This is a genomic window from Actinoplanes sp. KI2, assembly GCF_025630775.1.
Lineage (GTDB): Bacteria > Actinomycetota > Actinomycetes > Mycobacteriales > Micromonosporaceae > Actinoplanes.
Window position 1 is genome coordinate 96,920 of sequence record NZ_JAOSZE010000034.1, and the last position, 26,775, is coordinate 123,694.

28 protein-coding genes and 2 pseudogenes are annotated in these 26,775 nt (G+C 69.6%); 15 read left to right on the forward strand and 15 right to left on the reverse strand.

The features are described 5' to 3' along the window. Nucleotides 1-146: 146 nt before the first annotated feature. The 4 genes from ODJ79_RS32155 to ODJ79_RS32170 all read right to left on the reverse strand — a co-directional run bounded on the left by ODJ79_RS32155 (nt 147) and on the right by ODJ79_RS32170 (nt 3,483). Nucleotides 147-1,076 (reverse strand): hypothetical protein, encoded by a 930-nt coding sequence (locus ODJ79_RS32155; protein ID WP_263027381.1) that lies wholly within the window; start codon nt 1,074-1,076, stop codon nt 147-149. Nucleotides 1,077-1,438: 362 nt separating this feature from the next. Then, a complete protein-coding gene (locus tag ODJ79_RS32160; RefSeq protein ID WP_263027382.1) occupies nt 1,439-2,374 on the reverse strand; it encodes an SDR family oxidoreductase in 936 nt (311 codons plus the stop codon). Nucleotides 2,375-2,467: 93 nt separating this feature from the next. Next, on the reverse strand, nt 2,468-2,914 hold the full coding sequence (locus ODJ79_RS32165; protein ID WP_263027383.1) for a hypothetical protein: 447 nt from the start codon (nt 2,912-2,914) through the stop codon (nt 2,468-2,470). Between the two features lie 209 nt (nt 2,915-3,123). Then, nucleotides 3,124-3,483 carry a winged helix-turn-helix transcriptional regulator gene (locus ODJ79_RS32170; RefSeq protein ID WP_263027384.1) on the reverse strand — a complete coding sequence of 120 codons (360 nt, stop codon included), beginning with the start codon at nt 3,481-3,483 and terminating at the stop codon, nt 3,124-3,126. Between the two features lie 81 nt (nt 3,484-3,564). On the opposite strand from ODJ79_RS32170, the gene ODJ79_RS32175 reads away from it, so the two are divergent. From ODJ79_RS32175 to ODJ79_RS32190, 4 genes are all read left to right on the forward strand, one after another. Continuing rightward, complete coding sequence (locus ODJ79_RS32175; protein ID WP_263027385.1) at nt 3,565-4,545, forward strand: zinc-dependent alcohol dehydrogenase family protein; 981 nt, start codon at nt 3,565-3,567, stop codon at nt 4,543-4,545. A 259-nt stretch (nt 4,546-4,804) separates the two neighbouring features. Beyond that, complete coding sequence (locus ODJ79_RS32180) at nt 4,805-6,640, forward strand: hypothetical protein (RefSeq protein WP_263027386.1); 1,836 nt, start codon at nt 4,805-4,807, stop codon at nt 6,638-6,640. A 285-nt stretch (nt 6,641-6,925) separates the two neighbouring features. Further along, nucleotides 6,926-7,954, forward strand: a complete 1,029-nt coding sequence (locus ODJ79_RS32185) for an acetylserotonin O-methyltransferase (protein WP_263027387.1) — start codon at nt 6,926-6,928, stop codon at nt 7,952-7,954. 89 nt (nt 7,955-8,043) lie between these two features. Next, nucleotides 8,044-8,223 carry a hypothetical protein gene (locus ODJ79_RS32190; protein WP_263027388.1) on the forward strand — a complete coding sequence of 60 codons (180 nt, stop codon included), beginning with the start codon at nt 8,044-8,046 and terminating at the stop codon, nt 8,221-8,223. On the opposite strand, the gene ODJ79_RS32195 is transcribed toward ODJ79_RS32190, so the two are convergent. Beyond that, nucleotides 8,205-9,287, reverse strand: a complete 1,083-nt coding sequence (locus tag ODJ79_RS32195) for an alkene reductase (RefSeq protein WP_263027389.1) — start codon at nt 9,285-9,287, stop codon at nt 8,205-8,207. The two genes, ODJ79_RS32190 and ODJ79_RS32195, sit on opposite strands and share 19 nt — an antisense overlap. A 246-nt stretch (nt 9,288-9,533) precedes the next feature. Here ODJ79_RS32195 and ODJ79_RS32200 point away from each other — a divergent pair, with 246 nt between their 5' ends. Next, on the forward strand, nt 9,534-9,755 hold the full coding sequence (locus ODJ79_RS32200) for a hypothetical protein (protein WP_263027390.1): 222 nt from the start codon (nt 9,534-9,536) through the stop codon (nt 9,753-9,755). A gap of 139 nt (nt 9,756-9,894) precedes the next feature. Beyond that, complete coding sequence (locus ODJ79_RS32205; protein ID WP_263027391.1) at nt 9,895-10,431, forward strand: DUF6518 family protein; 537 nt, start codon at nt 9,895-9,897, stop codon at nt 10,429-10,431. Nucleotides 10,432-10,640: 209 nt separating this feature from the next. Here the strand turns inward: ODJ79_RS32205 and ODJ79_RS32210 are convergent, their stop codons facing one another. Next, nucleotides 10,641-10,772 (reverse strand): CsbD family protein, encoded by a 132-nt coding sequence (locus tag ODJ79_RS32210; protein ID WP_263027392.1) that lies wholly within the window; start codon nt 10,770-10,772, stop codon nt 10,641-10,643. A gap of 590 nt (nt 10,773-11,362) precedes the next feature. Here ODJ79_RS32210 and ODJ79_RS32215 point away from each other — a divergent pair. The 4 genes from ODJ79_RS32215 to ODJ79_RS32230 all read left to right on the forward strand — a co-directional run bounded on the left by ODJ79_RS32215 (nt 11,363) and on the right by ODJ79_RS32230 (nt 15,340). Continuing rightward, complete coding sequence (locus ODJ79_RS32215) at nt 11,363-11,599, forward strand: hypothetical protein (protein WP_263027393.1); 237 nt, start codon at nt 11,363-11,365, stop codon at nt 11,597-11,599. Nucleotides 11,600-11,725: 126 nt separating this feature from the next. After that, complete coding sequence (locus ODJ79_RS32220) at nt 11,726-12,109, forward strand: DUF2267 domain-containing protein (RefSeq protein WP_263027394.1); 384 nt, start codon at nt 11,726-11,728, stop codon at nt 12,107-12,109. A gap of 486 nt (nt 12,110-12,595) precedes the next feature. Next, entirely contained in the window at nt 12,596-13,735 is a 1,140-nt protein-coding gene (locus ODJ79_RS32225) for a hypothetical protein (RefSeq protein WP_263027395.1), read from the forward strand. 192 nt (nt 13,736-13,927) lie between these two features. Continuing rightward, nucleotides 13,928-15,340 carry an NAD-dependent succinate-semialdehyde dehydrogenase gene (locus ODJ79_RS32230; protein WP_263027396.1) on the forward strand — a complete coding sequence of 471 codons (1,413 nt, stop codon included), beginning with the start codon at nt 13,928-13,930 and terminating at the stop codon, nt 15,338-15,340. 412 nt (nt 15,341-15,752) lie between these two features. Here ODJ79_RS32230 and ODJ79_RS32235 read toward each other — a convergent pair whose 3' ends face one another. From ODJ79_RS32235 to ODJ79_RS32250, 5 genes and pseudogenes are all read right to left on the reverse strand, one after another. Continuing rightward, nucleotides 15,753-16,214: a helix-turn-helix transcriptional regulator gene (locus tag ODJ79_RS32235; protein WP_263027397.1), complete on the reverse strand. Its 462-nt coding sequence runs from the start codon at nt 16,212-16,214 to the stop codon at nt 15,753-15,755. Then, nucleotides 16,195-16,620: a hypothetical protein gene (locus ODJ79_RS32240; protein ID WP_263027398.1), complete on the reverse strand. Its 426-nt coding sequence runs from the start codon at nt 16,618-16,620 to the stop codon at nt 16,195-16,197. The genes ODJ79_RS32235 and ODJ79_RS32240 overlap by 20 nt, the downstream gene beginning before the upstream one ends. Before the next feature lie 65 nt (nt 16,621-16,685). Continuing rightward, nucleotides 16,686-16,907: pseudogene (locus ODJ79_RS47260) on the reverse strand (hypothetical protein); the annotation flags it as partial. Beyond that, nucleotides 16,853-17,089: a hypothetical protein gene (locus ODJ79_RS32245; RefSeq protein WP_263027399.1), complete on the reverse strand. Its 237-nt coding sequence runs from the start codon at nt 17,087-17,089 to the stop codon at nt 16,853-16,855. The gene ODJ79_RS32245 and the pseudogene ODJ79_RS47260, both read right to left, overlap by 55 nt. A 261-nt stretch (nt 17,090-17,350) precedes the next feature. Continuing rightward, a complete protein-coding gene (locus ODJ79_RS32250) occupies nt 17,351-18,190 on the reverse strand; it encodes a helix-turn-helix transcriptional regulator (RefSeq protein ID WP_263027400.1) in 840 nt (279 codons plus the stop codon). Nucleotides 18,191-18,292: 102 nt separating this feature from the next. Here ODJ79_RS32250 and ODJ79_RS32255 point away from each other — a divergent pair, with 102 nt between their 5' ends. Then, nucleotides 18,293-19,288 (forward strand): aldo/keto reductase, encoded by a 996-nt coding sequence (locus ODJ79_RS32255; protein WP_263027401.1) that lies wholly within the window; start codon nt 18,293-18,295, stop codon nt 19,286-19,288. A 238-nt stretch (nt 19,289-19,526) separates the two neighbouring features. Here the strand turns inward: ODJ79_RS32255 and ODJ79_RS32260 are convergent, their stop codons facing one another. Then, nucleotides 19,527-19,742, reverse strand: coding sequence for a hypothetical protein (locus ODJ79_RS32260; protein WP_263027402.1), 216 nt, complete (start codon nt 19,740-19,742; stop codon nt 19,527-19,529). 708 nt (nt 19,743-20,450) lie between these two features. Between ODJ79_RS32260 and ODJ79_RS32265 the strand changes: the two genes are divergently transcribed. Next, on the forward strand, nt 20,451-21,539 hold the full coding sequence (locus ODJ79_RS32265) for a M15 family metallopeptidase (RefSeq protein ID WP_263027403.1): 1,089 nt from the start codon (nt 20,451-20,453) through the stop codon (nt 21,537-21,539). A 475-nt stretch (nt 21,540-22,014) separates the two neighbouring features. Then, on the forward strand, nt 22,015-22,806 hold the full coding sequence (locus tag ODJ79_RS32270; RefSeq protein ID WP_263027404.1) for a PIG-L family deacetylase: 792 nt from the start codon (nt 22,015-22,017) through the stop codon (nt 22,804-22,806). Between the two features lie 151 nt (nt 22,807-22,957). Here the strand turns inward: ODJ79_RS32270 and ODJ79_RS32275 are convergent. The 3 genes and pseudogenes from ODJ79_RS32275 to ODJ79_RS32285 form a co-directional block, all read right to left on the reverse strand. Next, nucleotides 22,958-23,680, reverse strand: a pseudogene (locus ODJ79_RS32275) (ATP-binding cassette domain-containing protein); the annotation flags it as partial. 321 nt (nt 23,681-24,001) lie between these two features. Further along, nucleotides 24,002-24,679: a response regulator gene (locus ODJ79_RS32280; RefSeq protein WP_263027405.1), complete on the reverse strand. Its 678-nt coding sequence runs from the start codon at nt 24,677-24,679 to the stop codon at nt 24,002-24,004. After that, nucleotides 24,676-25,026, reverse strand: coding sequence for a sensor histidine kinase (locus tag ODJ79_RS32285; RefSeq protein ID WP_263027406.1), 351 nt, complete (start codon nt 25,024-25,026; stop codon nt 24,676-24,678). Before ODJ79_RS32285 ends, ODJ79_RS32280 begins: the two co-directional genes overlap by 4 nt. Between ODJ79_RS32285 and ODJ79_RS32290 the strand changes: the two genes are divergently transcribed. Together ODJ79_RS32290 and ODJ79_RS32295 are read left to right on the forward strand one after the other, a co-directional pair. Next, complete coding sequence (locus ODJ79_RS32290; RefSeq protein WP_263027407.1) at nt 25,015-25,809, forward strand: DUF6461 domain-containing protein; 795 nt, start codon at nt 25,015-25,017, stop codon at nt 25,807-25,809. The genes ODJ79_RS32285 and ODJ79_RS32290 overlap by 12 nt on opposite strands. Further along, nucleotides 25,773-26,775 (forward strand): hypothetical protein (locus tag ODJ79_RS32295; protein ID WP_263027408.1); only part of this gene is annotated, 1,003 nt, incomplete at its 3' end. The genes ODJ79_RS32290 and ODJ79_RS32295, both read left to right, overlap by 37 nt.

The window sequence follows — 26,775 nt, forward strand, 5'->3', positions numbered from 1 at the left end:
GGGGCGGCGGGCAGTTCGTCGAGCGCCACCACCTCTGCAACCCGGCCGACCAGCCACGTACCCAGGCGGACAGCCTCACCAATCCGGTGAGGTTGTCCATCAGGTATCCGTCCTCAGCGAGACGTCGTGGTCGACGCGGCGGCCGCCTAGCCCTTGAACTTGCCGATCACTTTGGTGTAGTCGAGGTTGCTGGTGTCGCGACTGAGTTCCCAGTAGGTGAAGCGGGTCAGGCCGTGCTGCTGCACGTACGAAAGCATGGTGTTGAAGTTGGCAACGGTGACGTTGCCGTTCGAGTCGGTCTTGCCGTTCATCGACGAGATGCCCTGCTTGGCGTAGATGCTCGCGTCGGAGCCGCCGAGCGCCGACTTGAGCTGCTTGTGCAGGCCCTCGCTGGCCGAGACGGTGGCCTTGCCGTGGTCGAGGCCGGAGTCGTTGTCGGAGAAGTCGAACGGCATGATCGTCCAGTTGTCGACCGGCGAGCCGATCGCGGCTGCCTGCGCCGGGATGCCCTTCTCGTCGCCTTCGAGCCCGTTCTTGCCGGTGCCGAGCGTGAGGATGGTCGAGATGCCGGCGTTCTTCTGCTTGACGATCTTCAGCGCCTTCAGGACCTTGTTCGACTGGCTGACCTCGCCCGCCTCCAGGTCGATGTCGATCGCCTTGAGATCATAAAGATCGATGACCTTCTGGTACGCCGCGGCCAGCTTCGTCTCTTTCGAACACGAGTTGGCGAGCTTGTTGCCGGAGTAGCCGCCGAACGACACGACCACGTCGCCGCCGGCCCCGCGGATCGCGGTGATCATCTTCTGCTTGCCGGAGTCGTTCAGCGTGCCCGAGTCCCAGACCGGCGAGCAGGTGCCCTTGTTCAGGATGAACGCCAGGGTGAACGCGCGGACGCCGGTGGACTGCATGACCTTCACCGGGTCCTTCGACCCGCTCACGCTGGTGTAGATGTACGGCGCGCCGCCGCGGACGGCGAGGCCGGTGGTGGCCGCCTCGCTGACCGCCATGCCGGCCCAGACGCCACCGGCGGCGACGGCGGTCACCAGACCGCCGATGAGTGCTTTGCGGTACTTCACTGTGGGTCCCTCCGTCGACGCGGACGCGATGGCCGGGGATGCCACCGCGGGATGCGATCGATCGATGAGCTTAATCGTGAAGTTGTCTAACAGATAGACACTTTAAAGATTATTTACGCCGGCGCGCACGCGGACTGTGCAGGAAAGCGTTTGCCTAGCACGCCCGTTGACCGCCGCACGGACCGTGACACGCCTGGCCACCCTCAAGTCCATGGGCCGCGCCCTGGACACCGAGATGACGATCCTGTGCACCCCTCGTACCGCAATCCAAGGAGTCGGCAACCGTCCCGCCCGGGTCGGAAAGATTCCAAACCCACATCGGGCGAAAGGCACGTCGCCGGCGATCCGCTTTCGGCTCTCTGTCAGGCGGGGAATCGCGCGCCGACGAGCCGCTCGGAGACCTCCCAGAGCCGGCGGGCGTCGTCGTCCCGACGCAGCGGAGCCCACAGCTCGCGCTGTGCGGGCGCGCCGCCGACGTCACCGAAACCCTTGGGGCCGAAGAACTGTCCGCCGTGGGAGTCGGGACCGGTCGCGGCAAGCAGGGCCGGCAGCGCGGCCGAGGACACTGTGCCGACGACGCCTAGGCGGGACATCAGACGGATCAGGCGGACGGAGGTGGTGTCCTTCGCGCGGCCCATGCCGGGTTGCGCGGCGAGCAGGTTCGTCGGCGACACCCCCGGATGGGAGAGGTTGCTGGTGATGCCCCATCCGGCCGCCGCGCTGCGGTTCTGCAGCTCTCGGGCGAACAGGCCGACGGCGATCTTGGACTGGGCGTACGCCTTCATTGTTTCGTAGCCGCGCTCCCCGTTGAGGTCGTCCCAGTTGATCACCCCGCTGCGAGCGGCAATGCTCGTTTGGTGGGTGACCCGGGCCCGGCCCTGCCTCAGCAGCGGCAGCAGGCCCAGGGTGAACGCGAAGTGGCCGAGGTGGTTGGTGCCGAACTGCAACTCGAAGCCGTCCCTGGTGAGCTGGCGGCTGGGCGGGTTCATTACGCCGGCGTTGTTGATCAGGATGTCGACCGGGCGGTCCTCGCCGACGAGCCGGCTGGTCAGAGCGGCGATCGAGTCCAGCGAGGAAAGGTCGAGCGAGCGTGTGCCGACCGTGGCGCCGGGGGCGAGGCTGCGAATGCGGTCGGCGGCCTGCTCGCCCTTCGCCAGGTTGCGGACCGGCATGATCACCTCTGCGCCGGCCCGGGCGAGGCGGCCGGCGATGACGAAGCCGATCCCGTCGCTTGCGCCGGTGACGACGGCGAGCTTTCCGGACAGGTCGGGGATGGCGATGTCGATGTGGCGGGCCATGGTCGGTCTCCTCGTGTCGGCGTGTGCCCCGATCTTCGGTCACCGCCGCCGGCCGATTCAGGGCCTGCGGAGCCACGGATCGGCGATCCCCCGCTAAGCCTCGTCACCGACCGCGGCCAGCAACTGCAGCTTCTGATAGCTCTCGCTGCCCGGGATCGCGGTGAAGATGTGCAGGTAGTGGGACTGGCCCGAGTCGACGAGCGTCTGACAGTTCAGCTCCAGCCGGCCGAGCTCGGGATGCACCAGGTTCTTGCCGTCGTCCGGGCGCAGGCCGACCTCGTGCTGCTCCCACAGCGTGCGGAACTCCTCACTGCGCTCCAGGAGCAGCTCGGCGAGCTGAGCCGCTCGGGAGCCGCGGCCGCGCAGTGTCGCGATCTCGCGGGCGCCCGAGGTGAACATCCGGGACAGGAAGCAGTGGTCCTCCCGCCGCAGGCCGCTGGTCCGGCGGCGTGGTCCGCGGGGCAGGCCGACATCCTCCGGCTGCAGCGACTCCCGGCGTCGCCGGAGGAACTCGGCCAGGCCGGCCCGATCGATCGTCATGCCCGCTCCCTGTCTCGGTTCTGCCTCCTTCCTACCGGCCGGGTGACCGGGCCAGCCACGGATCGCCGATCCCCCTTCGCCCCGGAAGAGACGCCGCGCAGGACCATGACCACTACGCAGATACATTGCGCGGACCGGGCCTAGCCGGCGTACAGGCCGACACTGATACTGGCAGCGTCGCCTCTACCTCTTCGATGGGGCTGGTCAGTTCAGAGCTCGTTCTGTTCCTGGAAGTCGACGACGGCTTCGCCGTTGTCTCGAGCCCAGTCGGTCAGGACCTTGATCGGCTCGACCAGGGTCTGCCCGAGCTGGGTGAGGCTGTACTCGACGCGCGGGGGTGCCTCGGCGAAGGCGTGACGTTCGACCAGGCCGTATGCCTGCAGGCGGCGCAGGGTCTGGGTGAGGACCTTGTGGGAGATGCCGCCGATAAGTTGGGCGAGGTCGCCGGGGCGCCGGGGTTGCAGGCTGAGCGCGAACAGCACGATTACCGCCCACTTCTCGGCGATGATCTCCACGGCGAGGCGGGTGGGACAGTCAGCGAGGAAGGCCTGGCCCGGGGCGTTGTGCACAATGTCAAAAGGTACCAGCGGGTTCCTATCGGCTCCGTAGCGTCGCACGGTGAAGCCCACCAGGAGCACAAGGAGCCATCCATGCCACGAGTAGTCGTGTTCGACGAAACCGGCGGTCCGGAAGTTCTGCGCGTCGTCGATGAGCCGGTCGTCGAGCCCGTAGCCGGCGAGCTACGCGTACGGATCGAGGCCTTCGCCGTCAACCCGCTCGACCAGATGGTCCGGGCCGGACAGTCCCCGCGACCCGTGCAGTTGCCGCACGCGCGGCTCGGCGTCGAGGGGACCGGTGTCATCGACGCGCTCGGATCCGGGGTGACCGGGCTGGCCGTCGGCGACCCGGTCATCCTCGGTGCGATACCCGACTTCGAGACCAGGGGCGCGTACGCCGAGTACACGACGCTGCCGGCCGACCGGGTGGTGCCACGGCCCGCCGGGCTGGAGCCCGTCAACGCGGCGGCGCTATGGGTGTCGTACTTCACCGCCTACGGCGCGCTGGTTGAGCGGGCCGGGATGCGGCCTGGGGACCAGGTCCTGATCACCGCGGCGTCGGGCAGTGTCGGGCGTGCCGCGATCCAGATCGCCAACCAGATCGGCGCTGTGCCGATCGCGGTCACCCGGCAGAGCGCCAAGGTGGAGAGCCTGCTGGTCGCCGGAGCCGCCGCGGTGATCGCCACCGACCGAGAGGACATCGGAGAGGCTACCCGGCGGCACACCGGTGGGGTGGGCGCCGACATCATCCTGGACGCCGTCATGGGTCCGGGCCTGGCCGAGCTGTCGCTGGCCGCGAAGCTCGGTGGAACCTTGGCCACGGTGGGCTGGCTGGACCCGCGGCCGGCGTCGTTCCCGGCGAATCCGTCGCTGACCATCTTTCGCTACATGGCTTTCGCGGACATGGTCGACCCGGTGACCACCCGGCGCGTCGCCGCGTTCCTGGCCGCCGGTGTCCGCACCGGCGTGCTGCAGCCGGCGGTGGATCGGGTGTTCACGTTGGACGACATCATCGAGGCGCACCGGTACCTGGCGAAGGGAATGCCGGCGGGCAAGATCGTGGTGACGCCGTAATGGTCGGCGAGGCGCCGTACGCGCCGGCCTGTTCCTCGGCCTGCCGGGCGCCAGCTGAGGCCCGAGTTCGCCGCCCACTTTGACCGCATCGAACTGGTTCCGCCCTGCGTGGTGCCGGCCGGCGCCGCCGGCACCGGGCCGCTTCCCCATCCGTCCGGTAGGTTCGCGCTTCGCGCCCAGTTCCGGGTTATCGCATCGACGTGTGACAATTTCCCGCGTCGGGGCGCTTGCCATCAAATCAGGAAAACCGGGGGCTTGGATGATCGAGATCGAAGGTCAGTCCCCGGAGCTTGCCACCGTGTCACGCGGCGAGCACCCAGCGGGCGGGACCACGGCGGGGTCGGTGGCAGCGCGGGGTGTGCTCAGGTGGCTGTGGTCTCGACGTGAGTGGATTTTGATCGTCCTGGGTGGGCTGGTGCTCGCCGTGGTGCTGACCTGGCCGACGCTGCGCGACCCGCGGCACACCGTGCCCGGGGACATCGGCGATCCGGCATTGTTTGCCTGGCAGATCGCCTGGGGCGGACACGCGCTGTTGCACCATCCCCTGCACCTGTGGGATTCGAACACGTTCTACCCCGATCCGCATTCGCTGGCCTTCACCGATGCCGTGGTCGGCTATGCGCCGTTCGGCGCGATCGGGTCCGGCATGGACGCGGCCGTCCTGCGATACAACATTTTGTACGTCCTTCTGCACGCGCTCGCCTTCATCGGGGCGTACGCCCTGACCCGCCAGTTGGGCGCCCATCCGCTCGGTGCGACGGTGGCCGGCGTTGCCTGGGCGTACGCTCCGTGGCGGCTCGCGCATGACGGCCACCTGAATGTCCTGTCCACCGGCGGCATCGCGCTGAGCCTCGCCATGATCGCTCGAGGCCACGGCTGGTCGTTGCGCACCGGCCACCGCCCGGAACGGCACAGGCCGTGGTGGGCGCTGGCCGGCTGGCTGGTCGGTGCTTGGCAGGTCACCCTCGGGCTTGCCATCGGACTCGTTTTCGCGTACGTGATGATGGCTCTCTGCCTCGTAACCGCTGCCTGTTTCGGCTGGTCCTGGTGGCGGCGCGGCCGGCCGCACTTCGGCCGGCGGCTGCTTGCCGCCGATCTGGCCGGCGGGTTGTGCTTCGCAGCCGCCACGGCCTTCATGGGGCTCGCCTTCGCCCGCGTCCTGCAGCTCTACCCGCAGGCCGACCGAGGGCTGGGTTGGACCGAGATGTATTCACCGGCCTGGCGAGGCCTGGTCATCGCGCCTGGGACTTCCTGGCTGTGGGGTGCCCGGCACGCCGCGGCACGTTCACATCTGCCCTGGCCGCCGGAGATGACGCTGCTGCCCGGCATCGCCTTGATCGTCCTGGCCGTGATCGGGATGTTCTTTTCGATCTTCCGAGTCCGCCACCGTATCCTGCTGGCCCTCGGCACCCTCGGGGCCGTGCTGCTAACGCTCGGTGCGACCCTGCCCTGGCACGGCGACCCGGGCTATCTGACACTCTCCAAACACTTGCCAGGCTGGGCGGCACTGCGCACACCCGGGCGGATGACGGTGTGGACCACGTTGTTGCTGGCCATTCTGGCGGCCGGCGCGGTCACTGAGTTCGTCGCCGGTGCGCGGGCCACGGCGCCGCGGCCCGCGGCCGGCGCCGGGCGGTCGGGGCTCGTGGCCCGCGGAAAGTTCGTTGCGCTGCAGCTCGCCCTGCTGATCCCGCTCGTGCTGGTCGTCGTCGAAGGGATCAACCGCACCCCGCACCCCGAGCTGCTGCGGTATCCGGCCGCGATGAAAGCCGCGCAGGAGCCGACCCTGGTGCTGCCCAGCGGCGGCAGCCTTGAGATGTCCATCATGCTGTGGTCCACGAACGGGTTCCCGCGCGTCCCGAACGGCCTGGTGACCTTCGTCCCGACCGGCCAGGAGAGGATCCGCTCGGTCAGCATGACATTCCCGGACCCGGCGAGCATCGCCGCGTTGCGAGCGGCGGGCATCAGGTCGGTCGTCGTCCTGCCGACGTGGCTGAGCGGAACCCCGTGGGAGGGCGTGCCCGGTCGCCCGATCGACGGCCTCGGCATCTCCCGTGAGGAGATCGACGGCACGATCCTCTACCAACTCGGGTGACCCTCGGCGAGGCCGGGACTCGTGCTGACGCCGGCTTCGGGCTGCTGGTACGCGGCGCAGGCTCTGCGGTTGTGCAGCCGTCGGGGCCGCGCCGGAGGCCAATGATCTGGATGCCTATCAGCGGGCGTTCGATTCGTTCTTGATCTACCAGTGTGTGCCTCGCCAGGTAGGGGTACGAGACCCGGGCCATGGCCGAGCGCCTCCGGGCCGATTCGCTGGGTCACGTGACCACAAAGGACCGGCCCTAGGATGGGGCTCAACGACGGGTGACAGGGGGACCACGCCATGTCCGACGAGCCGCAGCGCATGTTCACGCCGACCGAGCAGACCGATGGCGCCGCGGCCGGCCCGCCGGCGCCCGCCCGCATCATCGACCTGGCCGCCGGCTTCATGGTATCGAAGACCCTGTTCGCGGCCATCGAGGTGGGACTGTTCGCGGCCGCCGTGCCCGACGGCCACACCCCGGCCGAGCTGGCCGAGCGATGCTCTATTCCCGAGCGGAGCGCCCGCGCGATGGCCGACCTGCTGGCCGACGCGGGCCTGCTGGTGCGTGACGGCGGCCGATTTCGCAACGCGCCCGACGCCGAGGCGTTCCTCGCCGGGCGGGGCCCGTTCGACCTGCGGCCACTGGCCCGCTACTGGGATCTGGTGAGCTACCCGACCTGGCAGCACGCCACCGAGGCGTACCGTACCCGGCGCGGCCTGCGGCCGCAGCTCGACAAGAGGCAGACCGAGGCGTACGAGTCGGCCGTCGCGCTGGTCACCGCCGAGACCGCCGCCGACCTGGCCCGCGGCTACGACTTCGGCCCGCACCGGCGGCTGCTCGACGTGGGCGGCGGCTACGGCACGTTCGTCAAGCCGATCCTCACCGCGTACCCCGATCTCACCGCGACCCTGGTCGACCTGCCGGAGGTGGCGTCGGCGGTCGCCGCGGCGGCGGACGGGCCGCTCGCCGGCCGCCTCACCGCCGTCGGGCAGGACATCTTCGCCGAGCCGCTGCCCGGCGGGCACGACGCCGTGCTCGTCGCGAACGTGGTGCATCTGTTTCCGCCCGAGCAGATCGCCGAGCTGTTCCGCCGGGCGCGCACCGCGATCGCCCCCGGCGGGCGCCTGCTGCTGGTCGACTGGTGGCGCACCGACGTGGCACCGCACCCGTCGGCGCGGTTCGGCGCCGGCGAGTTCTTGATGATCAGCGGCGGCGACCTGTACCAGGTGGACGAGGTCGCCGACTGGCTCGGCGCGACGGGTTGGCGGTTCGCCGGCCTGCGCGAACTGCCGCCGCCCTCCGGCCTCATCGTGGCCGAGCCGGCCTGACGGCGTAGTTCGGCGCCGCCAGGCCGGCGAATGGGTCGGTGCGAACAACGCGATAGGCACGTTCGACGAGCACATCACGGGCAGCGTGAGTGAGCGCCCGGTCGTCCCGCCTCACCGCAGGTCCCGCAGCGGGCCTGACGATGTGGACCTGGCTGCACAGCGTGGCGCCGCTGGAACTGGCCGGGCACTTCACCGCGATGGGCTTCGGCCCCGGCTTCCTGTTCGAGGCCGAGGCCGAGAGCACCTGGCGTCAGGACAGCGGGGCGTAGTCCGTGTAGCCTTTCGCGCCGCCGGCGTAGAAGGTGGCCTGGTCGGGCTCATTCAGCTCGGTGCCGCGGGTCCAGCGCTGGACCAGGTCGGGGTTGGCCAGGAACGGCCGGCCCACGGTGATCGCGTCGGCGACCCCGTCGGCGACGAGCCGTTCGAGCTGGTCGCGGTCCGACTCCACGCCGAAACCGGTGTTCAGGACGAACGTCGCCGGCCATGTCGCGCGCAGCTTGCCGACGATCGGGTCGTCCGGGGCGGCCAGCACGTGCAGATAGGCCAGGCCCAGCTCGGCGAGCTGGCTGGTTAACACCTCGTAGACGGAGATGTCGTCCTCGGTGATGTCGTTGAACGGGTGCGCCGGGGAGATCCGGATCCCGACCCGGTCGGCGCCGATCGCGGCGCTGACCGCCTTCGCGACCTCGACGACGAAACGGGCGCGGTTCTGCGGCGAGCCGCCGAAGGTGTCCGTGCGCTGGTTCACGCCGTCGGCGAGGAACTGGTGCAGCAGGTACCCGTTCGCGGCGTGCAGCTCGACACCGTCCAGGCCCGCGGCCACCGCCCGGCGGGCGGCGTCGGCGAACTCGGCGATCACCGCGGGCAGCTCGTCGGTCGCCAAGGCGCGCGGCTCGGAGAACGGCTGCAGACCCTCCGCTGTGTAGACCTCGCCCGCAGCCCGTACTGCCGACGGCGCGACCGGCGTCTGCCCGCCGATGGTGCTGCTGTGCGAGATCCGGCCGGCATGCATGAGCTGCACCACGATCCGGCCGCCGGCGGCGTGCACGGAATCGGCGACGCGCTTCCAGCCGTCCTGCTGTGCGTCGGTGTGCACGCCCGGGGTGTTCGGGTAGCCCTGACCGACGGCGGCGGGCTGGCTGCCCTCGGTGATGATCACGCCGGCGCCGGCACGCTGGCTGTAGTACTCGGCCTGCAGCTCGTTCGGGGTGCCGTCCGGGTTCGCCCGGTTGCGGGTGAGCGGAGCCATCCAGATTCGGTTCGGAGCCTGCAGCGCACCGGCCGTCACCGGTTGCAGAAGCGCGCTGTCAGGTCCCAGAGGAAGCGTCGTCATGCCGGGAGCCAGCGCTGAAGCTGGCCGGAAACTTCCGGGTGGTGGCAATGATCACCCTGCAGCGAGTCGTCACCGACGAGTCCCCTCCGGGGCTCATGCGTCATACCGGCATGACAACGTTGTACCTGCCGACAAATACGTCCGTGCTGGTCAGGGGGCATTCCGCCGCACGAAGATGATCTCGGTACGCTGGGTCCGGTGTTCTGATTTCCATCGCCGCCGGTGACTACGCGAGGATGCCCTCTCATGCTCCTGCGACTGGCGTATCTGGGCGTCACCAACGCGTTCGCGCTGCTACGGCTGCTGCCGAGCGTTTGGGAGATCCTTCGCTTAGCCGGGATCGATCCGGCCCCGGACCGGGCCGCCACCACCCTTCAACCGGCCGTGCTGCCTCGACCCGAACCCGTGCTGGTAGGCGAAGGCGCCTTCCGCCGCAAGGACACCGGATGCTCGCGTCACCCGTCGTAGCGCAGGCTGCCCGCATGCAGTGGATGTCGCCCATGTCCTGCGCGCCTGAGCGGACCTCATGTCGGCTTCGACCCGGTCCGGTACTGTTCTGTCGTCGTTTGTTGTGGTTGCCGGGCACCATTCACCAGATCGGGGCGGCATGTCAGAGACCACAACGACCAGGTCGGCGAGCGTCGTCAACGCGGTCGTGCTGACCGTTCTTCTCGTCCTGGCAGGCTTCCTCTTCGGCAAGGCCATGGCCCACATACCGACACCCCAGCACCGGTTCGAGTTCTGGGTCAGCAACCTGGCCGCGCCATGGATCGTTCTTCCCTTCCTCGCCGGTTACGCGGTACCGCGGCGCGTCCTGGCGCCCGCCGCCGGAGCCCTCACCTGCATAGCCTCCATCAGTGGCTTCTACTGGCAGGTGATCCAGGACGGCGTGCTGGTCTCGATCGCCAAATGGGTCCTGCTCGCCACCGTCGCCGGTGCCCTCTACGGCTACGCCGGCCGGGCCTGGCGGCTACGCCGTAGCCGGGTTGCCGCGATCGCCCTGACAGCGCCGGCCATCCTGGAATTTCTCCTGTGGACCGTCCGCGACGGCACTCTGCCCCAGCCGTACATCATGTGGCTGGCCGAGGCGGGCGTGGGCGTCCTCGTCCTGCTGGCGATGTTGCGCGCCGCCGGACGCTCGTAGCCCGCAGGAGCGTCAGCGCAGCTTACGACTCTTCCGCGCCAGGGCATAGATCATGCGGGCTCCGCCCACCAGCAGCCGCACTCGCGCCCCTTGACCGCGATCACTGGCTACGCCGTGGCCGTTCACGACCGCCGGGCCCTCGTCGGCATCGGGGACCGCACCGTCGATCCCGGCCGCGGCCGTACCGCGCGGCCGGGATCGCGGATGGTTCAGGACTTGAAGACGTCCTTGATGTTCTCGCCGGCCCGCTTGAGCTTCGAACTCTTCTGGTCCACCTTGCCCTCGGCCTCCAACCGCTCGTCGTCGGTGGCCTTGCCGACGCTGTACCTGCCGACAAACACGTCCGTGCTGTTCAGAGGCCCTCTCCGACTCAGAGGCCGTCTCCCACCTCGAAGGATGATCTTGCGTGGTTCGCCGTGTCCTGCCTGTCCATCGCTGGTGGGGACTACGCGATGATGCCGGGTCGTGTTGCTGCGACTGGCGTACCTGGGATCACGAACGCGTTTGCGTTGTTGCGGCTCCTGCCGGGAAGCGACCGCGACAAGGACGCTGAGCTCCTCCGCCCTGCGTCATCAGCTCGCGGTGTTGCAGCGTCTGCTCGAAGGGCAGCGGGTACGGTTCGGCCCGGCTGACCGGGCGTGGCTGGCGCTGCTGCTGCACCGGCTGCCGCAACCGCGCCTGCGGTGCTTGCGGCTGCTGGTACGGCCGGACACGGTGCTGCGCTGGCATCGTGACCTGGCATGCCGCACAGACCCCTGCACGAAGGACGGCGGGCGGCCCGCGGTCGCGGCGGAGACGATCGAATGTCTCGGATGCCGCGGCCGCCCGCGCCCGCTCGCCGCCGGAGGTTCCCGTCCGTTAGGGAGACGTGGAAGCGGGTATGCCGTGAACCGCTTCAAAAGGGGTAGACACCGAGGAAGGACGTGAACCAATGGTGGCAGACGGGCCGGAGACGCCTGCTGCGGAGCTGGACCTCCTGGAGGAGGAGATCGCCGAGCTGGAACGGGGCACCGCAGAGCTGCGCCGCCGGATGGGCGAACGTGCGGAATACCCGACCGACCCGGCCGAGGTGTCGCTGCTCCTGACCGAGGCGGAGGAGCAGGAGGCGATCCTCGCCACGCTGAAGGCCAGGCGTGACGCGCTGAAGGATCGCCTCGGCCAGCCGTAGAGCCCCGTGGACAGGGCCGTGAAGGCGTCGGATTGGCATCTGGCATGGCCGGCTCGTTAGAGCGGCCATTCCGTGGGTAGGCCCCAGAATCCGGTATCGGAAGCTCTCGCGTAAGGGGCGATGACCATGAAGTTTCCGGAGTTCATCTCGAAGGTGGCCGAACGCACCGCGCTGCCCCGGGACGAGGCCGACGCCATCACCCGGGCGACGCTGCGGACCCTCGGCGAGCGGATCACCGGCGGCGAGGCGCGTGACCTCGCCGCGCAGCTGCCTCACGAGCTGCAGGACGGCCTGGCGTCGGCCCCGGAGGAAGCCGAACAGTTCGACCTCGACGAGTTCATTCGCCGGGTCGCCGAGCGCGCCCAGGTTGCACCGGGCGACGCCCGCAGCGGCGTGAGCGCGGTGTTCCAGACGGTGGAGGAGGCCGTCAGCTTCGGCGAGTTCGACGACGTGATGGCCCAATTGCCGGACGAGTTCGGAGCCCTCGCCAAGCCGATCATCCTGCCCTGATTCCCTGTTGAGGATCGCGTCGACCATGCCCAGCTGAGCCGGCCGGAGGGCGGCGGCATCATGCTCGGCTCGGACCGCGACGACCCGGACGACCAGTGGCGGCGCCGGGCGTGCACGTTCGGCGCGTACGTGGTCACTGCCGACGTTGACGGCGTGCGCGACCGCGCGGGCGCGGCGGGCGTCCGCAAGCCGCGGGCACCGCGCCGCGGGCCCTGGAAGAGACAGTCGAACGCGTACTGGGCCCGCTGTGCGGCGCCGTATGAGCGCCGGGTCCCCCTTTTTGGGTGAGGCGGGCCCACCCCGGCCGACACGACGATGGTGGCGATCCAGGAGTCAGTGCGGCGTCACCGCCCGGAAAGGCCCTCGGGAAGAAAAGGGCCACCCCGCAGCACCGCCTCCGGTAGCACCGCCGCACGGCCAGGGGCCGCTGTCCGGGCCGTGTCGCCATGTCGCGTCCGGCCGGCCGCGACACGGAGAGGACCGACGATGACGGCGCAGGAAACGATCGACCAGATCCTCCGGTTCGAACCTGACGGAATGCCGGTGGTGTCACTCTATGTGGCCGTCCTTCCTGACGGCTCGGTGCACACCCGGGTGAAGAGCCTGCTCGACGAGATCAGGCCGTTGGCCAAGGATCAGGACCACACGTTGGAACACGACGCGCGGCTGTCAATCCGCGGCGACCTGAAGCGCATCATCGAGGCGTCCACCGAGGAGCGGTGGAAGCAGGGGATGACGGCGGTCTTCTCCTGCAGCGGCCGGGGCTTCTTCGAGGAGGTCTCGCTGCCACGCGCCCTCCGGGATCGGGTCGTCGTGGACACCACCCCGTGGGTACGCCCAATGCTGGCGATTCTCGACGAATACCACCGCATGTTTGTAGCAATGGTCGACGAGTCGTCGGCCGAAGTGTGGGAGCTGTACCTCAACGAGATCCGGCAGGTGCGGCGGCTGCGCGACCCGGCACTGCGCAAGCCCAATTTCGCGTACGGCAAGCAGGAGCACAAGGTCCACCACAAGGCCGAGGAGCTCGCCAAGCGGCACTACCGACGGGTGGCGACGGTGCTGAACGATCTATACCGGGCGGAAGGCTTCGAGCTGCTGGCGGTGGGCGGCCACCCGTACGAGGTGAGTGCGTTCACCGCGGTCCTCCCGCGACCCCTACGGGAGCGGCTGGCCGGCACCTTCAGCATCGACGCCCGCACCGCCACACCCGCCGACGTGCGCCGCGAGGCGCAGTCCATCGTGGACCACTACGAACGCGATGAGGAACGCCGTCTGGTGGCGGAGATCGTCGAGGCGGCGGCCGAGCGGCGCCGGGCCGCGCTCGGCCTGGACGACTGCCTGTGGGCCGGCACCCTGGCGGCGATCGACCGGCTCGCGGTGCAGGAGGGGGTATCGATGCCCGGCGTGGTCTGCGACCGGTCCGGTTGGCTGGCGTTGTCCGGCGAGACCTGCCCGCTCTGCGGCGAACCGACCCGGCCCAGCGGCGACATCATCAACGACCTGGTGGAGGCCGTGATCGACGAGAGCGGCTCGGTGGAGCACGTGGCCACCGACACCGAACTGCGCACGCACGTGGCGGGTGCGCTGCTGCGTTTCCCGCTGCCGCCGAGACCGCAGACGTGACTGGTGCGGCAGACGCCGCCGTTGTCGGTGAAAGGAGGAGCGCGACCCCCGCCCGGATCGGTAGTACTGCCAATAGACCGCGACGCGCCATGCGTGGTCGGATCAACGGTGCAAATGGTTCGCTCCGGCCAATTGGTCAACGGTTCGCCGAAGGCAGCGGGCCGACGGTTCGCAGTGGGACGGAGCCGCGCGATGACCGCAACCCGATCGTCGGTCGCCAGCGTCAACCCTTACAACAACCAGGTGCTGGGCGAGTTCGCGGCGATGTCGGACGAGGCTATCGACTTCGCCGTCGAGGCGGCGCATGCGGCGTTCCTCGGCTGGCGCCGGATGACGCCCGCCGATCGCGCCGCGATCGTGGGGCGGGCGGGTGAGCTGATGCTGCAACGCCTCGACGAGTTCGCCCGACTCGTGACGCTGGAGATGGGCAAACGCATCACGGAGAGCCGGGACGAGGTGCGGCTCGCCGCCGAGATCATGCGGTACTACGGCGAGCGGGGCCCCGGCTTCCTGGCCGACCGGCCGCTGCCCGCGGACGAGGGGCGGGCGGTGGTGGCCAGTCGGCCGCTCGGCGCGCTCCTCGGGATCATGCCGTGGAACTACCCGTGCTATCAGGTGGCCCGCTTCGCCGCGCCGAACCTGGCGGCCGGCAACACCATCCTGCTCAAACACGCCAGCAACTGCCCCCAGTCGGCGCTCGCGCTGGAACGGCTGTTCCGCGACGCGGGCGTGCCGCCCGACGGATACATCAACATGTACGTCTCAGGCGGGAACGTCCGGCGGATCATCGAAAACCCGTTGGTGCGCGGCGTCTCGCTCACAGGCAGCGACCGCGCCGGCGCCAGCGTGGCCGAGCGGGCCGGGCGCAACATCGTCAAGACCGTGCTCGAACTGGGCGGGAGCGATCCGTTCATCGTGCTCGACGCCGAAGACCTCGACCGCACCATTGACGCCGCGGTCACCGCCCGGCTGTCGAACATGGGCCAAAGCTGCGTGAGCCCGAAGCGGTTCATCGTCCTGACCGGGTTCTTCGACCGGTTCGTCGAAGGGGTTCGGCAGCGATTCGCCGCGCTCATCCCCGGAGACCCGATGGACCCGGCCACGACGCTCTCGCCGCTCTCCTCGGAGCAAGCTGTCGAGACCCTCGTCAGCCAGGTTCGGGACACCGTGGCGCAGGGCGCCCGGCTCGTCTCGGGCGGCGGCCGCCTCGACCGACCGGGCGCGTTCGTCCAGGCCACCGTGCTCACCGACGTACGGCCCGGCATGCGCGCCTACTACGAGGAACTGTTCGGCCCGGTGGCCGTGGTGTATCGGGTGGCCAACGAGGACGAGGCGGTCGAATTGGCCAACGACAACCCGTACGGCCTGGGCGCGGCGATCTTTTGCCGGGACCTCGACCGGGCCGGCCGGCTCGCCGAACGGCTCGACGTCGGCATGGTGTGGATCAACCATCCCACTTCCAGCCGTCCCGAACTTCCCTTCGGCGGCATCAAACGCTCCGGATACGGCCGTGAACTGTCCGACCTCGGAATCCGGGAACTCGTCAACCGGAAGCTGATCCGGACCTACCCGACAACCGCAGCGGTCGGCTTCGCCGGCGGCTGAACAGGGAGGTCGACCGGCATGGCCGAGACCGCGCTGCTGGCGGTGCGGCTCGCCGCGATCGATTGTCCAGGCCCGGACCGGGCGGGACGTCGCTGTCCGAGCGGGATAGCACAATGCCGCCGGAATGCCTTTGGGCCGGGCCTCGGCCGGCCGCGTCGGGTTCGGATGCGCGCCGACTTCTGCTGCGGCGCCGGGTGGGTGTGGCGGGTGGGGCGGGCAGCAGCTTGGCCGCCAGTTCAAGGCGACCAGGTGGTGCCTGGGACCGTTGGACCATCCCGGTCATCGCCGCTGACGTGTTCCTCGCCGCCGCGACAGCCGTCAGCATCACCACCTCGGACGACCTGATCGCGATCACCGTTAACGAAGTCCGCCGACTGTTCGGCGAGATCCACGTCATTCCCGAAGCCGTTCTTCATGCGCGGTCAGGGATGAGTGCCCGCGGCGTGTACAGCCCTCGGCGGAGTGCCCGCAGCGTGGCCACGATCCGGGTGGGGGCATTGAGCTTCGCCAGGATGCGCTCGACGCTCTCGGCGACGGTGCGGGTCGGCAGGTCCAGGGCTGCGGCGATGCGCTGGTCGGACCAGTCGTCGATGAGAAGGCCGAGGATCTCCAGTTCGCGTTGGTCGAGCCCTTGCGTGTCGCCGGGCGGGGACACCACGACGATCCCGCGCAGGTGGCCCGGCGGGTGTCCGCCGCAGCCCAGCACGGTGATCCGCCGCACGCTGTGGGGACCGTCGGCGGCGAACGGGCAGAGGAAGGTGACGGCCGACCGCATCGGGTCGAGGGCCTGCGCGATCAGCGGGGCCAGCCTGCCGATCCAATCGCGTGCCGCCGCTGTGGGATGGCGCTCGGTGTCAGTGTTCAGGCCCAGCAACCCCAGATGCCGGCCGTCGGGGGGTTAACAGGCCGACGCCAAGGCCTTCCCGGAACCCGGCCGGCGACAGGTACTCCGCCCAGCCTCGTACCCGTTCGCGGGCGATCGGAAGGTCCTGCACCCGCAGCGGCACGCTTGCCCGGTTGAAACCCAGCATTTCGATCTCATCGCTGTTGGCTCGGCTGGTGATGAACGCGCGCACCGCGTCGTCGTAGCCCTGATCGGCGACCGGCGTGAGCCGACCCTGTTCCCCACCGAGCAGGAAGATTCCGGCAGCGCGGAACGGAACCAGCCGGCGAAGCGTTTCCAGCAGCGACTCCGCCCGCTGTTCGATCCGGCCCGCCCCAGCGGCAATCTGCCCGATCTCAACGGCGACCTCCATACCACCCGGCGGTAGCTCGCCCACTCATGCAGCCTAGCCCGGTCCTGGTCTCGATGCCCGGGCGCTTGAGCAGCCAAGCCCCCCTCTCCGAACCATCGGTCACCGGGTGAGTGGCGGCCGAGCCGGGCAGCATCGGCCAGCAGCGGGGTGAACCGCTGCACCCATCGGTAGACCGTGACATGGTCGACCTCGATCCCGCGTTCGGCGAGCAGCTCTTCGACATCGCGGCACGAGAGCCCGTAACGCAGGTGCCAGGTCAGAGCCGTAGTCGACGTTCGGCACCCAGAGGGTGCCGCAGGGCGGCCAGCCAGGCCCGGCCGGCAGAGGCGAAACGGACCCGATCGCCGTGCAGCTGACGTTGCAGGACCGTGACGTGGTGGCGTAAGGCGAGGATCTCGGCGGCCTTGTCGCGGTCGCTCATCGGCAACAGCCGCAGCAGAGCGAGCGCATTGGTCACGCCGAAGTAGGCCAGCCGAAGCAACAGCAAAGTCATCCTCGCGCAGCACCCGGCGCTGATCACCATCGACGGCTGGCCACCGGATTCCGCTCCGGGCCGCGGCACCCCGAGTCGGCGGCCCAGTATGACGTGACCAGAGCGGATGAGGATTTCGGCACCCACAGGATCACCGCGAAGTCAGCTTTCGGCGAGCCATCGATCACAGCGTCACAATGATTGGTCGGGCAACGCGTAACGCCCATGGATGCTCTGCGTCGGTGCTGCCCGGGTCAAACGGTGCGGTGGCAACGCTGCCGGTCAGCCCACAGTGAACTCTTGGGTGCCCAGCACACGCAGCAGGTCGAGGCGCTCGCGGGACTCGGCGTCCGCCGGCGTCAAGACCAGCAGTTCCTGGCCCAGGTCCGGTGTCACCAGCGTCTCGCAGTCCAGCAGGATCGGTCCGACGCGGGGGTGCACGAGCGTCTTGCGATCCGCCCGCCGGATGCCGACCTCGTGCTCGGCCCATAGCCGCCGGAACTCGGGGCTCGCCGCATCCAACCGGGCGATCAACCCGGTAACTGTCGGGTCGCCGGAACGGCGGCCCGCGACGGCACGCAGATCCGCCACCAGCTGGCGGGAATGTCGGTCCTGCTCCGCGGGTGGGTGGAGGGGGCGGGAGTCGGGTTCGGTGAACCAGCGGTAGGCGAGATACCGCCGGTCGCCGGTGAAGTTGGTGTGATCGCCGGTCAGCAGCGTGGAGGTCAGGGTCTGAGCCAGCACCTCTCCCAGGTCGGACACGACCAGGGCGGCCGTGTCGCCCAGCAGATCCAGCATGCGGACCAGGCCGGCGCGGGCGAGCCGGGCCATGCCGTCCGTGGGTGGGGGCTGGTGGCCGGCCAGGTGGAACAGGTGGTCGCGCTCGTCGTCGGACAGGCGCAGGGCGCGGGCCAGGGCGCCGAGCAACTGAGTGGAGGGCTGACTGCTGCGGCCTTGCTCGAGGCGTACGACATAGTCCACCGACATGCCGGCCAGCATCGCGACCTCCTCGCGCCGCAGGCCTGCGATGCGGCGGCGGGGGCCGTCGGTGATGCCCACCTCGGCGGGGCGGATGGCCGCGCGGCGGCGGCGCAGGAAGTCGGCGAGCTGTTCACGCTGCATGTTGTCCATGCTCCCCTGTGCGCGAGGGGTAAAACAGGGAGCCGCGCTCCCACGATATGCGGTCCGCTCCCGGCCGCCCGCACCCCGAGGCAGGGTGGGGACATGCGGAAACGAACCTTGGGACAGACCGGTCCGGCCGTCGGCGCGCTGGGTCTGGGCGCGATGGGGATGACGAGCGGTGTGTATGGCATCTCCGACCGCGCCGAGAGCATCGCGACCGTGCATGCGGCGCTAGATGCGGGGCTCACGCTGATCGACACCGGCGACCACTACGGGGCGGGGCACAACGAGATGCTGTTGGCCGAGGCGCTACGCGGTCGGCCGCGGGAAAGCTACCTGCTAAGCGTCAAGTTCGGGGCGCTCCTCGCGCCGGGCGGCGGCTTCCTCGGGCAGGACAGCCGGCCCGCGGCGGTGAAGAACTTCCTGATCCATTCGATGACCAGGCTGGGCGTCGACTACGTCGACATCTTCCGGCCGGCGCGGCTCGACCCGGACGTGCCAATCGAGGACACGGTGGGTGCGATCAAAGAGATGATCGAAGCCGGATACGTGCGGCACGTGGGCCTTTCCGAGGTGGGCGCCAAGACGATCCGCCGGGCGTGCGCCGTGCACCCGGTTGCCGACCTGCAGATCGAGTACTCGCTGATCTCGCGCGGGGTGGAGGCCGACGTGCTGCCGACGCTGCGGGAGTTGGGTGTCGGGATGACCGCGTACGGCGTCCTGAGCCGAGGCCTGATCTCCGGGCACTGGAAAAACGCCGCAGCGCAGCCTGGCGACAACCGCAGCCGGATGCCGCGGTTCTCGGGCGACAACGTCGAGCACAACCTGGCCCTGGTGGAGGCGCTGCGGCGGGTGGCCGAGGCGAAGGGCTGCACCGTGGCCCAGCTGGCGATCGCGTGGGTGGCAGCCCAGGGCGACGACATCATCCCGCTCGTCGGCGCCCGTACCCGCAATCGCTTGAAAGAGGCTCTGCCCGCCGCCCACCTGACGCTCTCGGCGGACGACCTGGCCGAGATCGAGAAGGCGGTGCCGGCCGGCTCGGCACACGGCGACCGCTACCCGGCCGCGATGATGGCCAACCTCGGCGCCGGCAATTGACGCCGCCGGGGCGAGCACGGATGCTAGCCGCGCGCTGCAACCGCTCTGGGCCGAGAAGCAGTGTGGTGATGAACAGACACAGGTAGGCCGACAACGCCGCACGCAGCACAAGAGGATCGACGTGCGCCACGCCAGCGTCCAAGGCAGGAAGGGCGCTCCATATCCAAGGTGACACCTTCGCGGCAATGCGGACGCAGCTCGAAAGGGCTGCCCGCTTGCTGCGCAGCGAGCCGGCCGATCACACACACTCGATGAAGTGGACGGCGTGGTCGAGGAGATGAACGCCATGCTTGCGTACTACGAGCAGGTACTCGCTGAGCACGGGAACAAACGCGCTTACGCGGTGATACGCGCATCCAGCTCCAGAACCGCGGGGCGCATGGCCGACGGCGTCGCCGCACAGCACGAGAAGCCCGGCCAGACCAGCCCACACCGCGACCACCACGATTGCCACGACCGTCCGATGACGCGCGGCCGCGTGAGGCTCAGGCACCCTCGTACGACGCCACGGTCCACCGGAGTGACCCTGGCCGGCACCGCGGCAGGGATCAGGCACCCCGCCTCCACATCTCGTCTCGGGTCTGTATGAAGTCGCCGGCCGCATAGCGCCTCCACTGCGTTCACCTCAACGGCGCCCCGGCAATCACGCACCCTTTACCGATATACCAGACATATAGCGTAGAAGCGTCTGGCCCAGGGGAGTGCGACAACAGCGCGACCGCGCGTCGTCGCTGGACGAGTATTCCGGTGCCCGAAAGCCGACCCCCAAGATCGTCCGCAAGTTGCCGGCGCCGAAGTCCGAGCTCCCGGCTATGCCGCAGCTAGCCAAACAGTCCACGATGTACCGGTTCCCGCCCACCGGCGGCGCAAGCCACTCGGCCCGCCCGCACCAAGCCCGAACTCGTGGCTGACGAGGCGAACCAGGTGTGGTCGTGGGACATCGAGCGCCTTAAGGCTCCGCGAACCGAGAGTGGGGATGAGAGGCCGCCACCGCCGTTCTGTCGCAGCAGGGCGTTAACGTGTCCGGCACGATCGGATCGACGGATTCCGGGTGACGGTTCCAACCGGCCTGCAACCGTGGCGGATCGGTGCTGCATCTGTCGTTCTTCACACTCTCGGGCGAGAAACACCGACCCGAGTGTGCGCGAGGAGCCGAAGCCAGGTGGCGAACCGACCCGAGCAGTCGACCCGTACCCGTACCCGTACTCGCCGGCTGGTCGCCGCGGCGATCGTCGCCGCGCTCGGCGTCGCCGGCACGCCGGCCGTCGCAGGGGCGGCTACCCCAGGCCCGGCGCCCGCCGGCCCGGCCGCCGCCTCTTGGTCGCAGCTCATGTACCGCAGCCTCACTGCGACGGCGACCGCCGCCCAGCTGCACACGGTCCTCGCCACCCAGACGACCGCCGTCGCTACCCAGTCCGCCGCCGTCGTCGTCGCCCAGTCGGCGCTCACCGCAGCGCAGGCCCAGGTGGCCGCTGCGACCTCCGCCGACACGGCCGCGCGCACCAGGTTCACGACTGCCAACAAGGCACTCGCGGCGGCGAAGGGTACGTCGATCCGCGCGTCGAAGCAGAAGCCGCGCCGCGCCGCCGCGGTCACGAGGGCGACCACTGCGGTCAAGGGAGCCGTGCAGGCCCTGGACGCCGCCCGGGCACGCGTCGCGCAGGCCGACGCCGTACTCCAGCAAGCCCGCACCGGCGTGCAGACCGCGACTACCGGGCTGAGCACCGCGGTCGCCGCCCGCGACACGGCGTCGGCTGCGGCCGCGCAGACCCAGCTGAAACTCGCCGCCGTCGGCACCCCCGCCGACCTGGCCCGGCAGGCCGCCGCGGTCAGCCAGGACGTCGTCAGCCAGACCCGCGCCGGCTTTACTGTCGCCGACACGACCACCGTGTACGGCATCACCGTCAACAACGCCGTCGCGTACGCGTTCAAGCGCATGATCGACGACGCGAAGGCGCAGGGCGTCGTCATGTCCGGTGGCGGGTTCCGCACCCAGCAGCGGCAGATCGAGCTGCGAACTATCAACGGGTGCCCCGACGTGTGGACCGCGCCGTCGTCGTCGTGCCGGGTTCCGACCGCGATCCCGGGCCGCTCGCTGCACGAGATCGGCCTGGCGGTCGACATCTCCGCGGGCGGCAAGACGATCACGCGGTCGACTCCGGCGTTCGCCTGGCTGACGGCGCACGCGGCCGCGTACGGGTTCAAGAACCTGCCGTCCGAGGCCTGGCATTGGTCGATCACCGGTTCCTGACCGGGCCCGTCGGTCCGCGGCTGGATGGGAGCTGAGCCGGTCACTTCCGGGCGTGACGCGTCGCGTCAGTCGTTCACCGGGCGTTCGAGGCCGAAGGTCGGCCGAGCACACCCGCTGCAACCGTTGGCGTTGCGGTTCGGTAGTGCCGAAAGGATTGCTGTCTTGGGTCCGCTGCGCCGACCGAAACATCCGGTACGGAGTTCAACCTGGTGAGGGAAAGCGCATGAGCCGGCGTCGCGTCCTGAGTTTAGCCGCGGGGGTGTTCTCGGTAGGTTCATTGGCGGCTTGTGGGGCGGTGCCGCCGGGCACGCAGGTCGCGCCGGCGCCCGTCGGGAAGCCTGCCGCGGCCGCGCCTTCCTGGGTGCTCATCAGCGGTGATGACCAGCGGGGGACGACCGTCGGAGTTGCTGACCGGGCTTCCTCCGGGCAGAACACCGCTACGCCCCCGGCGTGTACCGGCCGCACGATGTCGGTCGTGGCGCACGAGGACGACGACCTGCTGTTCCTCAACCCCTCCGTCAGCGACGACGTCGCGGCGGGCCGGTGCGTGGTGACGGTCTTTGTCACGGCCGGTGACTCGGGCCGTCCCTATAGCTACTGGGAGGGACGCGAGTCGGGGTCGATGGCGGCGTATGCGACGGCAGCCGGACTGCCCGGCGACTGGACCCACGACACCGCCGTGGCGGCCGGCCACGCGATCACCCGGTACTGGCTGCACAACAGCAAGATCCAGCTGCTGTTCATGCGGCTGCCCGACGCGCACGGCAACCCGTACGGCCGCCCGGTGTACGGCCTGGAGCGGTTGTGGAACGGACAACTGCCTGCGCTGCGGACCGTCGACCTGCGTGACACGTACACCAAGAAGACGCTTGTCGCGACGCTCACCGCGCTTATGAACTACTACCGGCCCGACGAGATTCGTACCCTCGACTTCGTCGGCCACTACGGCGACGGTGACCACAACGACCACCACACGGTCGGTTACCTGACCTACGCCGCGCAGCGTGCCTACGCCTTGCCTCACCGCATCACCGGGTACATGGGTTATCCGGTCGAGAATCAGCCGGCCAATCTCGCCGACGCCGTACGTGACACCAAGCTCGGCATCTTCCTCGCCTACGCCCCCTACGACAACAAGGTTTGCCAGACGTACGACGAGTGCATGACCAACTTCTACGCGCCCCGCTTCGACCACAGCATCGTCACCGGGGAACAGACGTACTCGGCGCGACCGCGGCGCACGACTTCCACCGGCAACCGGCCATGAAAAGGCCGGCGGGACCGCAGGAACGTGGATGCCCCGATGCCCTGCACGCGCCCGCTACCTCGGTACCGGCGTCGAGCAACGCGGGGAGCGCGCCGGGCACAGCGCGTACCAGGCTCCGCGCGGATGAGGCGGAGCACGGGGGCGGTGCGGCTCATCGGATGGCTGCCTTCGCGTGGGTGAGGTCGAGGAAGACGTCTTCGAGGTCGGGGCTCTCGGTGCTCAGGTGATGCACGGGTACGCCGGCTGCCAGGGCGGCATCCCCGACGGCGGCGGCGGTGGTGCCGTTGACCCGCAGGCCGGTCGGCCCGTCGGCGGTGACGGTGGCGCCGGCTGCGGCGAGGGCGGCGGTGAGCTTGTCGGGCTCGGGGGTGCTGACCTTGACCTGGTCGCCGCCCACCGAGGCGAGCACCGTCGCGACGGGGCCGTGGCGGACGAGCCGGCCGGCCGCCACGATGACCACGTCCTCGGCCAGCGCCTGCATCTCGGCGAGCAGGTGGCTCGAGACCAGTACGGTCCGGCCGTCGGCCGCCAGGCCCTGCAGAAAATGCCGCATCCAGCGGATGCCTTCGGGATCGGGGCCGTTGGCGGGCTCGTCGAGGATGAGCACCTGCGGATCGCCGAGCATCGCGGCGGCGATGCCGAGGCGCTGCTTCATGCCCAGCGAGTACCCCTTGAACCGGCGGTCCGCCGCCGGGCCGAGGCCGACCAGGTCGAGCACCTCGTCAGCCCGCGCCAGCGGCAGCCCGGTGGTCAGGCAGCAGGCGCGCAGATGGTGGCGGCCGGTGCGGCCCTTGTGCGCGGACGACGCCTCGAGCACGGCGCCGACCACCCGGTCCGGCTCCGGCAGATCGAGGTACCGGCGGCCCCCGATGGTCTAGCGGTGCCGGCCAACGACGACCACCTGGCGGAGGAGAAGCGGATCGACCGGGTGTAGCGGCTGCTTCCGCACCAGACGATCCAGGTGTGGGCGGCTGTGCCGAGGGCTAGCTCATTCATCGCGCAGGTCAGGAAGCCGGCGACCGGGTCGGCCCGTGGGCGGACACCACTTGACGGGTAAAACTACATGAGTCGAGTCAGCGTCGGTGCCGCGTAACCGCCCCCTTCGCCGCAGACGGTCGATGTTCTGCTGGCGCTGTCCGCCGAGCCGCCCCGGTGGCGTTACGGCTATGACCTGGCCACCGACTTGTCCTGGCGATCAGGAGGTCCCGGCGACTCGATAGAGATGGTTGGGGCGGCCGGTGGCGCCGTACTCCAGATGGAGCTCGATCATTCCCTGCCGCTCCAGTTTGGCCAGATACCGCTGCACCGTGGGCCGGCTGGCCCCCAGCTGCTCGGCGATCTGCGACGCACCCACCGGCTGCGGCGCCGACCGCACCACGTCGAGGACCTTCTGCGCGGTGGGGGAGAGGTACCGCCGGGCCGCGCCCGAGGACGAGGACGCTCGCAGCAGGCCGTACAGGTTGTCGACGGTGGCCTGGTCGGCGATACCTTCGGTGGTGGCCCGGTTGCGCCATCGGCGGTAGGCCTCCAGCTGGTCGCGCAGCTGGTGGAAGCCGAACGGTTTGACCAGGTAGTACACCGCGCCGACCTGCATTGCCGAGCGCACCATCTGCAGGTCCCGGGCAGCGCTGATGATGATGCAGTCGGGTGCTGTGGGTGCGGTGTGCAGCGAGCGCAGCAGGGACAGGCCGTCCTCGTCGGGTAGGTAGATGTCGAGGAGGAGCAGGTCGGGTGGCTCCGCCTTGATGGCGGCGCGGGCCTCGGCCGCGGAGTGGGCCTGCCCGGTGCAGGTGAACCCCGGCACCCGCTCGACGCTCGCGGCGTGCACGCGGGCCACCCGGTAGTCGTCGTCGACCACGAGCGTACGGATCATCGGGCGGCCTCCATGGCCTGCGCGGGGAGCCGTACCTCGAAGCAGGTGCCGCCCTCGCTGGTGACCGTGATGGTGCCGCCGGCCCGGTGCACGATCCGATGCACCAGGGCCAGGCCGAGTCCTCGGCGGCCGCTGCTAGCGGTGGCCTTGGTGGAATAGCCGTCCTGGAAAATGTCCTCGACCTGCGCTGCCTGGATACCGGGGCCGTTGTCGGCGACCACGAGACGCAGGCCGTCGGAATCGGCGAGCTTCAGCGTGATCTCCCGGGGCCCGGGTCGGCGGCCGAGCGCCTCGATGGCGTTGTCGACCAGGTTGCCGATGACGGTGAGCAGCGCGTGCACGTCCACGCCTGTCTGACGTTCGTGCGTGGGCTGGGGCCTGACGAGGTGGTCTCGCGGCTGGGCGGGGCGGACCCGGTGTCAATCGTGTCCGCCGAGGCTGCTGTCGGGGCGTCCGAGGCGGTGCAGGAAAGGGTTGACGAGGGCGGGGCCACCCATCCGAGCGGGCTGGATTACGTCGCGGTTACGCAGGCCGGCGACTGGGTGATGATCATTGAACCGAACGGGTTCCTCTGCACCGACGACGCGGTGGTACAGGGGTTGTCCTCGGCGGGCGAGATGGTCTCGTTCTACTACAACGAGAACACCACACCGAGGTTCTTCTGGGCCGTCGATGGCCGCGAATTGGTCGGCTTCGACCCGGGATTCCCATCGGAGCGGTCCGGCAGTGACCGAACGCGGCTCGACCGAGTGCTGGCCGAACTCGGCTTCGTGTTGGAGCCCGACGCCGAAGCTTACGATGACGTGTTTCGGGAGCGGACGTTGGCGTTGATGGCACGGGTCACCGGTGTGCATTGGGATGCGGAGTTCCTGGAGCACGCGATGTTTCGCTGTGCCGGGGTAGGGGGCCTGGCAGCACTGTCGCGGTGGAGCCCTGGTATGCCGAGGTGCGCGAAGAACTGGCGGCATTTGCGGAGGATCCACAGGGGTGGGTCGACGACGACTTCGACCGGTGGGGTGAGCGTGGGGTCACTGACCGGCGTGTCAAAGCGCTGGGTTCCGCCGGGACAGGGCTCTTCGACGAGGATCCCGAGGTGGCCATGGCGATCGCCCACGCCCCTGCCGAGCTGATCGAGCGGATGACCAGGTGGGCATGGGAAAGGCCGTTCCGGTTCGCCGGGATTCTGGACGAGCCGTGGTTCACACCGATCGGGGACCTCGTGCGCCGCGGCGAGGCGGTGCCGCCGGCAGACGTCCGGTTGGTTGAGGAGCGGATGGACCCGTACCTGCGAACGGTATTGCCGGTGTGGATGCGCGACGACCGCAGCCAGCGGAAAAACGTCGCGCGAGCGCTGGTAGTGCAGTGGGATTCGCAGGGACCGGTGGCCGACCTGTGCTGGATGTTGGCCAGGGCGGGGAATGCTGAGGCCGGGAGTCGTTCCCAGATGCTCGCGGATCTCCAGCGCGACTTCCCCGAGCTGCAGAATGTCGTGGTCCTACCGCCCCCGCCGCCCGCGGCCGAGCGTGCCGCCGTCGGTCGCAAGCGCGAGGCGCGGGAGCGGCAGGAAGCACAGTGGGAAAGGCAGGACCTGGAGCGGACGTGGGGCGGCCGGATCCCCACCGACGAGCGGTTGCTGGAACCCGAGGTGCAGATGAGGACCCTCGGGCTGGTGCCCTACGATCGCGACCTCATCGACCGAATCGCTGAGGCCGGGCCGGACGTGCAGCGGCGGACGGCCGTGTGGGCGGCACGGTACTGCTGCACTCGCTCGGGCATGATCGCCACCGACTGGGTCGAGGCTGGGGTGACCGCACTGGAACGCGGTGATCCGCCGCCACCCTGGTTTACCGATTTCGACGCGGCGTTCGCGCACTGGCGCAACGTCCCGCGGGAGAGCCTCACCTACTCCGCGATCGTCTCGCTGGGCAGTGCCGAACCTCCCAGGATCGAGCCGGCGATCCTCGCGATGCACACGGTGGTGAAGGCACGCCACGCCGATCCGCTGATCGCAGCCATGGACACCATTCGCAACGCCGTCGTACTCGACGACGATCCAAGCATCGCCCTCACCGCCCTCCGGGCCGCCTTCGATCTTG

Coding starts and splice junctions, on each gene's coding strand:
- ODJ79_RS32195 (WP_263027389.1), bottom strand. CDS start 9,287: ATGACGACGCTTCCTCTGGGACCTGACAGCGCGCTTCTGCAACCGGTG.
- ODJ79_RS32250 (WP_263027400.1), bottom strand. CDS start 18,190: ATGCAGCGTGAACAGCTCGCCGACTTCCTGCGCCGCCGCCGCGCGGCC.
- ODJ79_RS32215 (WP_263027393.1), top strand. CDS start 11,363: ATGGTGGCAGACGGGCCGGAGACGCCTGCTGCGGAGCTGGACCTCCTG.
- ODJ79_RS32255 (WP_263027401.1), top strand. CDS start 18,293: ATGCGGAAACGAACCTTGGGACAGACCGGTCCGGCCGTCGGCGCGCTG.
- ODJ79_RS32175 (WP_263027385.1), top strand. CDS start 3,565: ATGCCACGAGTAGTCGTGTTCGACGAAACCGGCGGTCCGGAAGTTCTG.
- ODJ79_RS32180 (WP_263027386.1), top strand. CDS start 4,805: ATGATCGAGATCGAAGGTCAGTCCCCGGAGCTTGCCACCGTGTCACGC.
- ODJ79_RS32185 (WP_263027387.1), top strand. CDS start 6,926: ATGTCCGACGAGCCGCAGCGCATGTTCACGCCGACCGAGCAGACCGAT.
- ODJ79_RS32245 (WP_263027399.1), bottom strand. CDS start 17,089: ATGACTTTGCTGTTGCTTCGGCTGGCCTACTTCGGCGTGACCAATGCG.
- ODJ79_RS32225 (WP_263027395.1), top strand. CDS start 12,596: ATGACGGCGCAGGAAACGATCGACCAGATCCTCCGGTTCGAACCTGAC.
- ODJ79_RS32160 (WP_263027382.1), bottom strand. CDS start 2,374: ATGGCCCGCCACATCGACATCGCCATCCCCGACCTGTCCGGAAAGCTC.
- ODJ79_RS32200 (WP_263027390.1), top strand. CDS start 9,534: ATGCTCCTGCGACTGGCGTATCTGGGCGTCACCAACGCGTTCGCGCTG.
- ODJ79_RS32205 (WP_263027391.1), top strand. CDS start 9,895: ATGTCAGAGACCACAACGACCAGGTCGGCGAGCGTCGTCAACGCGGTC.
- ODJ79_RS32280 (WP_263027405.1), bottom strand. CDS start 24,679: ATGATCCGTACGCTCGTGGTCGACGACGACTACCGGGTGGCCCGCGTG.
- ODJ79_RS32220 (WP_263027394.1), top strand. CDS start 11,726: ATGAAGTTTCCGGAGTTCATCTCGAAGGTGGCCGAACGCACCGCGCTG.
- ODJ79_RS32165 (WP_263027383.1), bottom strand. CDS start 2,914: ATGACGATCGATCGGGCCGGCCTGGCCGAGTTCCTCCGGCGACGCCGG.
- ODJ79_RS32230 (WP_263027396.1), top strand. CDS start 13,928: ATGACCGCAACCCGATCGTCGGTCGCCAGCGTCAACCCTTACAACAAC.